General features: G+C 38.4%; 13 protein-coding genes. 4 read left to right on the forward strand and 9 right to left on the reverse strand.

Annotated features, from left to right (window positions below; all coding sequences use genetic code 11):
- Positions 1–184 precede the first annotated feature (184 nt).
- A complete protein-coding gene (locus ACIQXJ_RS10805; protein WP_403053220.1) occupies positions 185–1,705 on the forward strand; it encodes a CoA-acylating methylmalonate-semialdehyde dehydrogenase in 1,521 nt (506 codons plus the stop codon).
- An 87-nt stretch (positions 1,706–1,792) separates the two neighbouring features.
- Here the strand turns inward: ACIQXJ_RS10805 and ACIQXJ_RS10810 are convergent, their stop codons facing one another.
- From ACIQXJ_RS10810 to panB, 9 genes are all read right to left on the reverse strand, one after another.
- Positions 1,793–2,119: a DUF378 domain-containing protein gene (locus tag ACIQXJ_RS10810; protein ID WP_403053223.1), complete on the reverse strand. Its 327-nt coding sequence runs from the start codon at positions 2,117–2,119 to the stop codon at positions 1,793–1,795.
- Between the two features lie 291 nt (positions 2,120–2,410).
- Positions 2,411–2,893, reverse strand: a complete 483-nt coding sequence (locus ACIQXJ_RS10815; protein ID WP_403053226.1) for a methylated-DNA--[protein]-cysteine S-methyltransferase — start codon at positions 2,891–2,893, stop codon at positions 2,411–2,413.
- Positions 2,880–3,794, reverse strand: a complete 915-nt coding sequence (locus ACIQXJ_RS10820; protein WP_403053229.1) for a DNA-3-methyladenine glycosylase family protein — start codon at positions 3,792–3,794, stop codon at positions 2,880–2,882. Before ACIQXJ_RS10820 ends, ACIQXJ_RS10815 begins: the two co-directional genes overlap by 14 nt.
- 2 nt (positions 3,795–3,796) lie before the next feature.
- On the reverse strand, positions 3,797–4,366 hold the full coding sequence (locus ACIQXJ_RS10825; protein WP_403053231.1) for a bifunctional transcriptional activator/DNA repair enzyme AdaA: 570 nt from the start codon (positions 4,364–4,366) through the stop codon (positions 3,797–3,799).
- A 20-nt stretch (positions 4,367–4,386) separates the two neighbouring features.
- Positions 4,387–5,157 (reverse strand): isocitrate lyase/PEP mutase family protein, encoded by a 771-nt coding sequence (locus ACIQXJ_RS10830; protein WP_403053234.1) that lies wholly within the window; start codon positions 5,155–5,157, stop codon positions 4,387–4,389.
- A 172-nt stretch (positions 5,158–5,329) separates the two neighbouring features.
- Complete coding sequence (dinG, locus tag ACIQXJ_RS10835; protein ID WP_403053237.1) at positions 5,330–8,101, reverse strand: ATP-dependent DNA helicase DinG; 2,772 nt, start codon at positions 8,099–8,101, stop codon at positions 5,330–5,332.
- Positions 8,102–8,481: 380 nt separating this feature from the next.
- Complete coding sequence (panD, locus tag ACIQXJ_RS10840; RefSeq protein WP_403053240.1) at positions 8,482–8,865, reverse strand: aspartate 1-decarboxylase; 384 nt, start codon at positions 8,863–8,865, stop codon at positions 8,482–8,484.
- A gap of 1 nt (position 8,866) precedes the next feature.
- A complete protein-coding gene (gene panC, locus ACIQXJ_RS10845; RefSeq protein WP_403053243.1) occupies positions 8,867–9,721 on the reverse strand; it encodes a pantoate--beta-alanine ligase in 855 nt (284 codons plus the stop codon).
- Positions 9,722–10,558, reverse strand: a complete 837-nt coding sequence (gene panB, locus ACIQXJ_RS10850) for a 3-methyl-2-oxobutanoate hydroxymethyltransferase (protein WP_403053246.1) — start codon at positions 10,556–10,558, stop codon at positions 9,722–9,724.
- Positions 10,559–11,104: 546 nt separating this feature from the next.
- On the opposite strand from panB, the gene ACIQXJ_RS10855 reads away from it, so the two are divergent.
- The 3 genes from ACIQXJ_RS10855 to ACIQXJ_RS10865 are packed head-to-tail and all read left to right on the forward strand — an operon-like array spanning position 11,105 to position 12,851.
- The gene (locus tag ACIQXJ_RS10855; protein WP_173478483.1) at positions 11,105–11,425 is read left to right on the forward strand and encodes a PadR family transcriptional regulator; all 321 of its coding nucleotides are present in this window, start codon (positions 11,105–11,107) and stop codon (positions 11,423–11,425) included.
- The gene (locus ACIQXJ_RS10860; protein ID WP_403053249.1) at positions 11,418–12,017 is read left to right on the forward strand and encodes a DUF1700 domain-containing protein; all 600 of its coding nucleotides are present in this window, start codon (positions 11,418–11,420) and stop codon (positions 12,015–12,017) included. Before ACIQXJ_RS10855 ends, ACIQXJ_RS10860 begins: the two co-directional genes overlap by 8 nt.
- Positions 12,018–12,851: a DUF4097 family beta strand repeat-containing protein gene (locus ACIQXJ_RS10865; RefSeq protein ID WP_403053252.1), complete on the forward strand. Its 834-nt coding sequence runs from the start codon at positions 12,018–12,020 to the stop codon at positions 12,849–12,851. It begins immediately after the preceding gene.
- The last annotated feature ends 151 nt before the right edge of the window (positions 12,852–13,002 follow it).

Consider the following 13,002-nt stretch of genomic DNA (forward strand, 5'->3'; position numbering starts at 1 on the left):
TGTCTGAATTTTCAATCAATATATTGTCCTTCTAAAACAATAAAACTATTCATATAAAGTAATAATGGAGTAAACGCCATCTGTTGCAATTAAGCGCAACATTAATGACTGGTAATAGGTTTTAGTAGTATTGCTAAAGATTGAATAGTTCATCATTGCTAGAATTGAAGGAGGAATGATTAGGATGGTAACGAATACAGGCGTAAAAGAACTAGGGCATTTTATTAATGGGGAAATTGTAGTTGGCAAAAGTGGGAACTTTTCTAATGTATACAACCCTAGTACAGGAGCAGTAATTGCACGTGTCCCACTTGCAACAAAGGAAGAAGTGCAAGCGGCAATCGTTAGTGCTAAAAATGCATTTCCAGCTTGGCGCAGACTTTCAGTTGGAAAACGTGCTGAAATTGTGCTGAAATTTCGGCAATTACTAACAGCACGCATGGATGAATTAATCGACTTGATTTGTACAGAAAGCGGGAAAACGATTGAAGATGCCAAAGGTGAAATTACAAGAGGCTTGGAATCCGTTGACTTGGCAATCAATGCCCCTCATTTAGTAAAAGGTGAGTATTCAGTTAATGTAGGCGGGAATATTAATGCATATTCTGCAAAAGCACCACTTGGCGTTGTTGCAGCGATTTCCCCTTTTAATTTCCCCGTGATGGTTCCACTTGCTATTACAAGTATGGCAGTTGCTGTAGGGAATGCCGTTATTTTAAAACCGTCTGAGCGTGTTCCTTGCTCTGCTCTCTTTTTATCAGAGCTTTGGAAGGAAGCAGGTTTACCAGATGGGATTTGGACAGTCATAAATGGTGACAAGGATACTGTAAATGAGCTTTTAACGAATCCTTCCATTGAGGCTATTTCATTTGTCGGATCAACACCAGTGGCTGAATATATTTACGCAACAGGCTCTAAACATGGGAAACGTGTCACAGCATTAGGTGGTGGCAAAAACAATATGGTTGTTATGCCTGATGCAGATTTAGAACAAGTTGCAAATGCCTTTTTAGGTGCAGCTTATGGTGCAGCATCACAACGATGTATGGCAATTTCTACAATTATTCCAGTTGGCGAAACTACAGCTGATAAGCTTGTAAAAATATTAGCTGATAAAATTGCAGCTTTAAAAGTAGGACCTTATACTGATTCAGAAGTTGATTTTGGTCCTGTTATTACGCAACAATCGAAAGATGCCATCATAGGCTTTATTGAACGCAGTCTACAAGAAGGTGCTACTATCGTGTGCGATGGTCGTCAACCAGAAATTTCGAAAAAATCTAATGGTTTTTATTTAGGCCCAACATTATTGGATCACGTAAAACCAGGTATGGAAATTTATGAGCAGGAAGTATTCGGACCTGCTCGTAATGTCGTACGTGTTCAAACATTGGAGGAAGCTATTGATTTAATTAACAATCACGAATTAGGAAACGGCGTAACTATCTTTACAAATAATGGAGCAGCCGCTCGTAAATTTACTTCTGAAATTGAAGTTGGTATGGTAGGCGTAAACGTACCTATCCCAATTCCTGTCGGCTACCATAATTTTGGGGGCTGGAAACGTTCAAAATTTGGGGAAGGTCATATGTTTGGACCAGACCAAGTCCGCTTCTTTACGAAAGCTAAAACTATTTCCGAAAAGTGGTTTGAGGATACTACAGAATCTGCATCATCCTTTGCTTTTCCAAGTAATAACGACTAGAAATACAAGCCGTCTCAGTGTATATATGAGACGGCTATTTGTTACTAAAAAACTGATGGACCAAATTGGCCATCAGTTTTTTAGTGCTTACTTTTTCTTGTTATTTGTATCTTTTTTGTTCGTTTTTGGAACATCTGTGAAATCTGCTTCTTCCCCAGCTTCCATACCATAACTCGGATTGCTGTTAATACGAGTATGTGTATCGAAATCCGCTTCTTCATCCAATCGCTTCATGAGGATTGGAATTGATACTAGTCCAGCTATTCCGACAAGTGCATATACCCACCTAGACAACACGGCTGTTTGTCCACCAAATAAATATGCGACTAAATCAAATCTAAAAAATCCTATTAGTCCCCAGTTAATTGCACCTATAATTACAAGAACTAAGGCAATCCTATATATTACACCCATTCGTAGTACCTCCTTTCTTTCTATAGTGGCGAAGCAAATCAAATGTCTGGCAAAGGTAAACCTTCACCATTGTAAAAAGCAACGCGCTGCTATGACTAATGGCAAACTGGCCATTTGTCAATGTGTCATGTAAGTTATTTACAACACTCATAATGACGGTCTTATTTTTCGCAATAACTGTTTTTTTATACAAAGGTACGCTTTGCTAGTCCATAACTGCAAAAGAGCATACAAAAAGCACTAATAAATCCCCAAAATGGACATTTATTAGCGCTTAATATTTAGTACTAGTTAATTACCTTTATGAAATGACTTTTCATGCTGAAGTAACCATTCTTTCCGCCATAAACCTCCAGCATAACCAGTTAAAGTTCCATTTGAGCCAATAACACGATGACAAGGAATAACAATGCTAAGTTTATTTTTGCCATTTGCATTGCCAACAGCTCTTATCGCTTTTTCATTGCCAATTGACAAGGCAATCGTTTTATAAGTCCCTATTTCAGCGTATCCTATATTAGTTAATGCTTGCCATACTCGTTTTTGAAAGTTGGTGCCTTCAACGCTATATGGAAAAGTAAAAGTAAAACGTTGTCCCTGAAAATATTCATCCAATTGCTTTAGGCAGTCAAGTAAAATTTTCGGTGTTGAATCTTTTGGGATATTTATTATTTGTTGTCGCTCGGAAAACATAATTGAACAGACAGCTTCATCACTTCCTATAATTTCTATAATACCGATAGGAGAATTGTAATCCACTTTATACTTTGTCATATAATGACCTCCATAAATAAAAGGTTGCATATGCTTGCCACCCTTGCCAATGTGCTTCCAACTCTTTTAATTCATCTATTGTCGGTTTTCGATCTAATGCTAGTTGCATTTTCAAGGCATTATGAAGTCCTACATCTGCAATAGGAAACGAGGTTGGATCATGAAAACATTTCATTAGGACATAATCCGCAGTCCATGCGCCAACTCCTCTTATTGCCATAAGAAATTTTTTAATGTTGGTACTATTTTGTTCCTTCAGCAATTTTTCTTTATTTAATTCACCACTTGCCATCGCATGTGCAATTGCAATGATATATTCAGCTTTTCGAACAGTGAATTGCAATGCTCTTACATCATCTATCTCTAAAGACGCGATTTTTTCGCAGGTTGGAAATACCCAATAGTTTTCCCCTTCATAAGTCACACTCTCACCAAATTGTTCAACAAATCGTTTTTTTAGTGTATAGGCGAATGTTAAATTTATTTGTTGTCCGATAATCGCCCATACAAGCGCTTCAAATAAATCAGGAATACCTATTATTCGTAATCCATAATATTTTTTTACAGGTTGCTGCAATATATCATCTTTTTGTGCCATTTTATAAAAAGGCGCCAAGTTTCGATCTAAGTCGAACCATTCCCTTATATAAGCTATCACTTGTTCAACAGCAGCTTTGGAAGGCGTTTTGAGTGGAAAGTGAACCTGAATCTTTTGTGCGCTATAGCCAATTTTACATAAGATGAATTCATTATTAATTTTTAGTAATTTGTATAAAATTTTATCTTTTATCGTATGCAGTACCTCTTGATTGGATCTCGCTAAAAATAATAAGCATTCATCATAGTTAAATAACATTGGGGTACTTAGCTCGATGTGGCATTTTTCCTCTGACTGTTTCATATTCATAGCTCCTTATATTGAAGGCTTCGATATTCAGTAGGAGAGCATTTTTTTTGGCGACGAAAAACTTTGTAAAAATTAGAAGAACTGCGAAATCCAGTTTCAAAGCAAATTTCTAAAATGGTTAAATTCGTACTCTTTAGTAAATGTGCTGCTTTATCGATTCTTATTTTTTCTAAATACGTTCGTGGGGTTTCAGCAGTTGTTTGTTTAAATAATCGTTCAAGATGGAATGGGCTTATCCCAACATGATTGGCAATATGCTGCAACGTAAGCGATTGCTTGTATTCTTTCATTAAAAATGATGTAACCGCTTTGATCAGTTGCGCATGTGGTGAGTGCTCAACTTCAGGTTGACACCGTTTACAAGCACGAAAACCTGCTTGCTCAACCTCTGTTATATCATCGTAAAATGCTACATTTATTTTTTTCGGTTTTCTTGACCTGCACGAGGGACGACAATAAATTTTTGTCGTTTTCACTGCCGTAAAAAATAATCCATCATAAGTTCGATCACAGGCGATTATTTTCTCCCACATTTCATCAAATGAAAGATTTACGTTACTGTCCATTAAATGCCTCCTTTTTACAGCTATTTTTCATATAAAAATGACGTATCCCTCGTCTCGACTAATTGTGTCGCATTTTTTGTCAAATAGGCAATGATTGTATCTGATAATGCATTGCCAAAGCTAAAACGTTTAACACCTAATTCTTGTAGCGTCTGACAATTCGTTAAACCTGGTAAACTCATTAAATTAATGGGCGCATCTATAGCTGAAGTAATTTCTTTTATTTCTTCATGATCTATCAGCCCCGGTATAAAAATTCCACTAGCACCACTGTCCACATATGCCTTTGCTCTTGTCATTGTTTCCAAAAATGGCTGCTCCGTTTGAAAATATGTATCTGTCCTTGCATTAATAAAAAAGTCTTTATAGCCAAATTGATCTAACATCATTCTCATTTCTTCTAATAGGGAGCAATGTTCATTAATATTTCTTAGTCCTTTTTGTTGTTTTAGTGAATCCTCAATATTGATACCTGCTACGCCAATATCGGCTGTTCTTAATACATTATCCAAAATTGTTTTCGTATCGCTTCCATAACCTGCCTCAATATCTGCTGAAACTGGGATATTTACATTATCCGTAATCGCTTTAATTATAGCTAAATGTCTATTAAAATCTATACACTCACCATCTGCATATCCGAGCGAATTCGCGATTCCCCAGCTTGTTGTACCAATTGCTTTAAATCCTACTTTTTCTAGTGTTAAAGCAGATAGTAAATCCCAGGCATTCCCTAATAATAATAAATCTTGCGTGGCATGTAACGCATTGAATGTTTTTATTGTCGTCATATTTAATCCCCCTATACGTGATAGGTATCATCTTATCAGGGGTTCAACAGTCATTTCGTCCTCATTCTTGCTCTTATGGTCTAATACAGGTACTTTAATGACAATTAAAAAGCCACATCTTTGCACCAACTATTAAAAATCCCTTCTAGCATAATGCTAAAAGGGACTTTTATTATTTCTGCCAATTACTTAATTCCTTTAAAAGCTCTGGTAATTGTAATTTTCTCACATCTATCGGTGGTAATGCATGAATAAATTCTTTTCCATACGATTTTGTGCTAATACGGCGATCTAACACAATAAATGCGCCCTTATCTTGCGAAGAACGGATTAATCGGCCAAAACCTTGCTTAAAACGCATAATCGCTTCAGGTAAAGACAGCTCTGTAAATGAGTTGCGCCCTTGCATTGTGAGGTGTTTGGCACGTGCCTTGAACACTGGCTCCTCTGGAGAAGAAAATGGCAGACGTACAACGATTACGGAAGAAAGTGCGTCACCTGGGACGTCTACTCCTTCCCAAAAGCTATTTGTTCCAAATAAAACTGCCTGGCTAAATTTCTGAAACGATTTGAGAATACGCATCCGACTACCACCAGTAACACCTTGTGCAAAGAGCATATAATCATCGAGTAGTTCACTATCTTGTATTAGCTCGACTGTTTTTCGCAGCATATCTTGTGCAGTGAATAAGACAAAGCAGCGGCCTTCCGTCATGCGAACCGTACGTGTAATGGCGTGCGCGACTGCCTCAATATATTCCGCCTGCGTCACTTTTTGAATATCCGGCATATCCGTGACGATAAACGCCTTTGCACCTGCATAGTACGAAGGAGGTGCCTGTAACTGTACGACCTGCACATTGTCTGAAATACCTAGCTGACGTGTAATAAAACGTTCATTGCCTGGTACAGTTAATGTTCCTGAAGTCCAGACGATACTTGCTTGGTTACGTAGTGGTGCAAGTACCTTTTCAATGATTGGTGTGACATTTACCGGCTTTTTATAAACATGGAGACTACCTGGTACACTGCGCAAATCAAACTCAAACCACACTGAATTATCATCCTGTGGTAATAGGAAAATTTCCTCCCATTCTGCAATTCTTAGCTTCATTTCACGAATCCAGTAATGCCACTCGGATAATATAAATACCTCATTTTTGTCTAATTGCTCAATATTATTTTCAAAAGCTTTGCCAGCTTCTACTGCAAGGTCTAGCCATTGCTGTAATAGTTTGCTTACTTGTAAAAGTGACTCTTTTGCAAGTAATATATCCTCTAAAAACAGTGTACACTTGCTACTTGTCTGTTTGCCTTTAATTTGCTGTTGTACTTTTTGTACTACACGCTGGATTGTTTCGTCAAACACACGCTGTAGGCGTATAAATTGTTTGTCGAGTTGTTGTAAGCTTTGCATCGGAATGCGCTGCTTCTTCTTTGCAGCCTGACTAAATTGCTGAAAGAGAGCTGTTTCTTCCATTGTACCAATTTGGCCAAAAACATATTTCCATTGGGTATATGAAAAGACCGTTTCATCCTGTTGCATAGCTGCTTGAATAACTTGATGGGCTTCGTCAATAATCCAACCATCGATTTGTGTGAAAATTGGCGTTTGGCGAACTAAATCACTAATTACCATCGCGTGATTCGTCACGATGCAATCCGCTGTTGCACTATTTTTTAATGCTTGCTCGTAGAAATCAAAGCCTTTTGTCGATTTTTCATCAGGTATTTTGCGGATTTTTTCTAAAAATAGCTGTCCTCCACCAGAAACATTGAGTTCACTTAACACACCAGTTTGGGTTTTTGTCAGCCATACAAGCAATTGTAAAATTGTAAACGTATCGTCATATGATTCATCTGCATATGCCATACACTGCTCAAAGCGTGCGAGGTCAATATAATGTTGCATGCCTTTAAGTACTGCAACGTTTACTTTTGTGCCAAGAATTCTTTCGATTTTTGGTAGTTCCTCTTCTACAAGCTGCTCCTGTAAATGTGCTGTATACGTACTAATCGCTATCTTTTTATTGTGCTCTCGTGCATATAAAATACCAGGCAAAAGATAACCAACCGTTTTACCGATGCCTGTAGAAGCCTCGATAATACATTCTTCTTTCATGTTTAATGCTTGCCAAATTGTATCCATCATCGCAAATTGAGCTGGTCGTTGCTCGAAGTTAGGCATAGCCTTTGTCATCATTGCTTCTTTGTCTTTTGTAGTTTGAGGATAGGGTGCTAGCTCTGGCTTAAAAACTTGTTTTTGGCGACCATCACAAATCGCAAAATTGCGATAGTAGGTAATATTTTCATCAGTCGAACTTTGATGGCGTTTTATTTGTAGTGCCTCAAAGAAAAGCTGGGATAAATTAGATTTTAAACGGAACGAGCGTTTATGCATTTGTTCAAGCGTTAGCTGTGGAAGGTTTAAAAGCTCATTCCAACTACGTTTAAAAAGCTCAGCTGTTGCAAGTGCGTCATCGTCCGCTCTATGTGCATTTTCAAGTTCAATATTTAAATCCGCTGCTAAATCACCTAGCTTAAAACTAAGTGACATAGGGAATAAAATTTTTGCTAGCTCTACCGTATCCATTTTCTTACCACGCCATTTCGGTAAACCAGCTCGTTTGAATTCTGCTTGTAAAAAGGATAAGTCAAAATCGGTATTATGCGCGACAAAAACACAATCGGCAATCAATTCATATATGTAGTCCGCATGTGCCTCGAACGGCAAGGCATCTTTGACATCCTCGTCCGTAATATGCGTTAAATCTTGAATAAAGGACGGAATAGATTTACCTGGATGAATAAATTTCGTATAAGTGCGTTCTATTTCCCAATCCTTCATAATTACAATGGCAATTTGAATCATACGGTCACCATTTGCTGGAGAATGACCTGTCGTCTCCAAATCAACAATTGCATACTTTTGACTTTCCATCATACATCTCAACTCACAGTTCACATTAGATAGATGAATTTTATCATAAATTCATCGCGCTGGTCATCCTTCCACCATCTTGGATGAAAGAAAACGCTTTTTCGCTAATGTTTTTCCATAAAAATCCTCTAAATTGTTTGAGTGCCTGACACTTTTGCATAGGCACCTAGCAAAACATAGGCTTCTTAAAGCGTAAAAATCCACTTCGCTTTCCGCGCAGCACTTTGTAAGCCGCAACCGTTGCTGTCGCGCCGCCTGTTGCGTCTTTCAAAGTGCTGTTCCCGCTGGAGTCTTCGTGGATTTTTAGTTAGTTATAATAAATTTTCCTACTTGCAGAGCTGCTTGATTTCAAAATTGTTTCAGAATTGTGTGAGTGACTGGCACTACAATATAGTTGCTTCAGGCTCGTACGCAATCATTTCTTTTATTGAATTTCCCTCTCCCATTATCGCTACTGTCGGTTTATGTTCTTTTGCCTTTGCATTATCCACATAAACATAAGAGATAATGATGACGATGTCTCCGCGTTGTACGAGGCGCGCTGCTGCACCATTTACACAAATAACACCTGATCCGCGCTCACCTGCAATAATATAAGTTTCAAAGCGAGCACCATTATTATTATTTACGATATGCACTTTTTCGTTTGGTAGCATACCAACTGCATCTAAAATATCTTCATCGATAGTGATGGATCCTACATAATTTAAATCCGCTTCCGTTACAGTAGCACGGTGGATTTTGCTATTCATCATCATTCGTAACATGTTATTTTCCTTCTTTCACATTAAAGATACAATTATCGATTAATCGCGTTTGACCGATATAGACAGCAGCTGCTAAAAGGACTTGTTCCGTTTGAGCTGTTACTGGTAATAGGTCTGGATAAGCCAATAATTCAATATAATCAATTTTTCCATGTGTGCGTGCAGTGATGTGCGCCTTTGCTTTTACCAGTGCTCCCGTTGCATCACCATTTGCTAAAAAGCTATCTCTAGCAAGCTGTAAAGCCTCATATATAGCCGGTGCTTCACGACGATCTATAGCACTCAAATAGACATTGCGCGAAGATTTTGCTAAGCCATCCTCCTCACGTACGATAGGCACGACACGCATTTCTAACGGGAAATGATAATCACGTACCATCGTAGCGATAATAGCCGCTTGCTGTGCATCCTTTTGACCGAAATACGCACGGGTTGGCTGGGTTAAGTGAAATAATATAGATACGACCTGTAATACGCCATCAAAATGCCCTGGTCGGCTTGCCCCACATAAAATGGTTGCCTGCTCGCCTGCATAGATACGAATACCACCATTATGCGGATATATCTCTTCAACACTTGGTGCAAAGACTATATCTACACCTACAGATTGTGCTAAAGCCGTGTCTCGTTCTAAATCACGAGGATAACTTTCAAAGTCCTCGTTTGGACCAAATTGCGTCGGATTAACGAAAATACTCATAACAACAAGGTCATTTTCTACACGTGCTTTTGACGCTAATGTTAAATGGCCTTCATGCAAATAACCCATCGTTGGCACTAAACCAATTGTTTGTTGCGCTAGCTTTGCTGCTTGAATTTCTGCAGTTAGTGCTTCGATTGTCGTGATGACTTTCATTTATTTAACGCCTCCGTATAGCTGATCCAATGCCTCATCCTTCATCGTGAAGGAGTGGTTTAATGTAGGGAATGTACCCGCCTTCACGGCATTTACAAAATTAGCAATACCACTACTTGCTTCACTTCCCATATCGGCAAAGCGTTCCACAAATTTAGGTACATGATGTGATCCATAGCTAAGCATGTCATGGAAAACTAACACTTGTCCATCTGCCTCAAGTCCAGCGCCAATGCCAATCGTAGGAATAATTAGTGCAGCGGAAACTAACTCTGTTAGCTGATGTGGAATACATTCTAACACTATTGCACAAGCACCCGCAGCTTCACATTTTTTGGCATCCTCAATAAGTTGTTTTGCCTGTTCGGCTGTCTTTCCCTGTACCTTATAGCCACCAAGCACTCCTGCTAATTGCGGTTGCAAGCCTAAGTGCGCAACAACCGGGATACCCGCTGATGTTAATTTACTAATAACCGGCAGTACATCCCCTGCCCCCTCTAGCTTGAGAGCATCTGCCCCAGTTTCCTGCATCATGGATACCGCAGTTTTTAAAGTGTCGTTAATATCACCTTGATAAGACCCAAATGGCATATCCACGATAACAAACGTATTTTTTGCCCCTCGTCGTACAGCTTTTGCATGGTGAACCATATCCGCTACGGTTACTGGCATCGTTGAAGGATAACCAAGTACTACCATTCCAAGCGAATCGCCTACTAGAATCATTTCAACGCCTGCTTCTTCTGCAAATGTTGCGGAAGGGTAATCGTACGCCGTTAACATAACGATTTTCTCTCCTGCTGCTTTCATTTTTAAAAAATCTGATGTCGTCTTCACTGTGTAGTCCTCCTTTTTTAAGGAAAAAAACAAAAAGACCTTTCTATTCCTAAAAATGGACAGAAAGGTCATGTGTTCGTTCAGAACCGTTTTACCTCATTGTTGTTAACATACCAGAAGGATTTTGTGTGCCTAAGCAACTAAAAATCCGTGACATGACGATGAGGTTTTAACTTCATTTAAACAAATAGAAACCAGCCATTTCAACTTCTTATAGTTAGACTATTTCTACTTAATCAAGTTAAATTTTGAACGCATCGTTTTCTTCCGTCCCTGTCTATAAAGATCAAGGCAGATATTTGTTGTAATGTGTCAATTGCTTTTGAAGGTGCCGTTCACAAAGGATACTGCCCTTCAGCACTACTATAACAGATTCCAATTAATCTTCAAATATTTTTTTCTAGCAATTGACTTCTGGGTGGAATTTCGTCCGAACATTATTTTCACAAAAATTGACAAACACATACTATACGTCATATACTATCAGCATACTATACAGCATATAATATAAAACCTTGTATAGGTAATTGAATGTGAGGTGGGAAGATGACATTTCAGCTAGGCTCCGCATTACTCGATGCTTGTGTACTTGCGATTGTTGATAAGGAGGATGCATATGGCTACTCATTAACACAGCAGGTACAATCTGTGATGGATATATCCGAATCAACACTGTATCCGGTTTTACGCCGTTTACAAAAAGCAAACTACCTAACAACATATGACCAGCCCTACCAAGGGAGAAATAGACGGTATTATCAAATAACCGAGCAAGGGCGTATACGATTGCTAGAGCTTTTACAAGAGTGGCAAATGTATAAGCAAAAAGTTGACTGTGTACTTTTAGGAGGGAAATTAGATGGATAGAGTAAGCTATTTAAAAAAGCTACGAGGCAAATTACGTCGGCTTCCAGCGCATGAGCTAAATGCTGCGCTTGTCTATTATGAAGAGTATTTTGATGAAGCAGGCGTAGAAAATGAGCAGCAAGTCATTTCGCAACTAGGTTCTCCCTCTGTTGTTGCTTCACAAATAATGGCTGACTTTGCTTTAAAAGATTTAGATGCAACACCCGCTTCTACAAAGAAAAATATGACCGCTATTTGGCTTATTATTCTTGCAATATTGTCGGCACCACTTTCTTTACCATTACTAGCAGTTGCGGTAGCACTTATTATATCAGTTGGAGCAGTCATCTTTAGCGTTGTTGTGGCGATTGTTGCAACAGTTCTAAGCATCTTTCTAGGCGGAGTTATGGCACTTATTGCAGGCTTCTTTGTTTTAACAGAGCACTGGCCAACAGCATTGCTCTTTATGGGAATAGGACTAATTGTAACAGGATTGGGCGTTCTACTTTTCCCTGCCGTAGCCCGCTTGATTAAGAAAATTGGGCTTGTTAGTGTAGAAGTATTGGCAAGTTTATTCCGTAAAATTACAAAAAAGCGTAAAGGGGGATTTTAGATGATTTCGCGATATAAGCTCATTGCCCTTAGTATGATTACTTTAGGAATTTTACTTGCCGTAATTGGTTTTTCTTCTGGAGGAAGATGGTTTATCTTACAAGAGGATAACGGCTTCACTGTTCCTGCTAAAAATGGGCTTGAAAATAATTTTTATGCACTTGAAGCATTTACAGACCTGCACATAAACAATGACTACGGAGATGTTGTAATACTTCAGTCAGATAGCTATACATTAGAATCAAATGTTATGAAAAATACGGACGTAACTTATAGCATTAAAGATGGTACTTTGACAGTTGAAACTAAAAGTAAAAGAAAAAACGGCATGACGATTGGCATCGGGACATTCAAATCACCTTCCATAAAAATTACTGTTCCAAAAGATACAAAACTAAATTCCATAGTTATTGACAGTAATTTTGGCGATACAACGCTTAAAGGATTCCAATACAAGCAACTAAGCCTAAATGAGGATTATGGAGATATTCTATTGAAGAATATTGCTGGCGAAAAAACGGAGATTATTCAGTCTTTCGGTGATTTAACACTCGAGCAATTTAAAAGTAACGGCCTTGTTGTTGAAAGTGAGCATGGGGATATTAATATTAATGGGACACTTAACGGACAATCCAAGATCACCTCTAGCTTTGGAGATGCTACACTACACTTAGACAATAAAAAAAGTGATGTAGGTTTCGAATTGAATACAAGCTTCGGAGATATTTCAGTGAATGATAGTTCGCAAAATAGTAAGGTTTCTCAGCTCCTTGCAGGAGAAAATCAGCTAAGCGTTTCTCTGTCACATGGAGATGTAGATTTATCTCTAAAATAAATAAAAAATAAAGATGCTGAGACCAAGTAGAAAAAGTGTTAGATTGATTACAATCAATCTAACACTTTTTGCTATGCCGCTTGATGTCGGCTACGACGGGCGCTTGCCGCTAGTGTTCTCTTTTAATTTTTATTGAGTGCAAAAGAAAGGA

Origin of the sequence: Lysinibacillus sp. NPDC097868, assembly GCF_044761135.1 — a bacterium.
Classification (GTDB): domain Bacteria; phylum Bacillota; class Bacilli; order Bacillales_A; family Planococcaceae; genus Lysinibacillus.

What these genes read in the sequence shown, in the direction of transcription:
- ACIQXJ_RS10805 (WP_403053220.1), top strand. Translation starts at nt 185, where the DNA reads ATGGTAACGAATACAGGCGTAAAAGAACTAGGGCATTTTATTAATGGG.
- ACIQXJ_RS10810 (WP_403053223.1), bottom strand. Translation starts at nt 2,119, where the DNA reads ATGGGTGTAATATATAGGATTGCCTTAGTTCTTGTAATTATAGGTGCA.
- ACIQXJ_RS10815 (WP_403053226.1), bottom strand. Translation starts at nt 2,893, where the DNA reads ATGACAAAGTATAAAGTGGATTACAATTCTCCTATCGGTATTATAGAA.
- ACIQXJ_RS10820 (WP_403053229.1), bottom strand. Translation starts at nt 3,794, where the DNA reads ATGAAACAGTCAGAGGAAAAATGCCACATCGAGCTAAGTACCCCAATG.
- ACIQXJ_RS10825 (WP_403053231.1), bottom strand. Translation starts at nt 4,366, where the DNA reads ATGGACAGTAACGTAAATCTTTCATTTGATGAAATGTGGGAGAAAATA.
- ACIQXJ_RS10830 (WP_403053234.1), bottom strand. Translation starts at nt 5,157, where the DNA reads ATGACGACAATAAAAACATTCAATGCGTTACATGCCACGCAAGATTTA.
- dinG (WP_403053237.1), bottom strand. Translation starts at nt 8,101, where the DNA reads ATGATGGAAAGTCAAAAGTATGCAATTGTTGATTTGGAGACGACAGGT.
- panD (WP_403053240.1), bottom strand. Translation starts at nt 8,865, where the DNA reads ATGTTACGAATGATGATGAATAGCAAAATCCACCGTGCTACTGTAACG.
- panC (WP_403053243.1), bottom strand. Translation starts at nt 9,721, where the DNA reads ATGAAAGTCATCACGACAATCGAAGCACTAACTGCAGAAATTCAAGCA.
- ACIQXJ_RS10855 (WP_173478483.1), top strand. Translation starts at nt 11,105, where the DNA reads ATGACATTTCAGCTAGGCTCCGCATTACTCGATGCTTGTGTACTTGCG.
- ACIQXJ_RS10860 (WP_403053249.1), top strand. Translation starts at nt 11,418, where the DNA reads ATGGATAGAGTAAGCTATTTAAAAAAGCTACGAGGCAAATTACGTCGG.
- ACIQXJ_RS10865 (WP_403053252.1), top strand. Translation starts at nt 12,018, where the DNA reads ATGATTTCGCGATATAAGCTCATTGCCCTTAGTATGATTACTTTAGGA.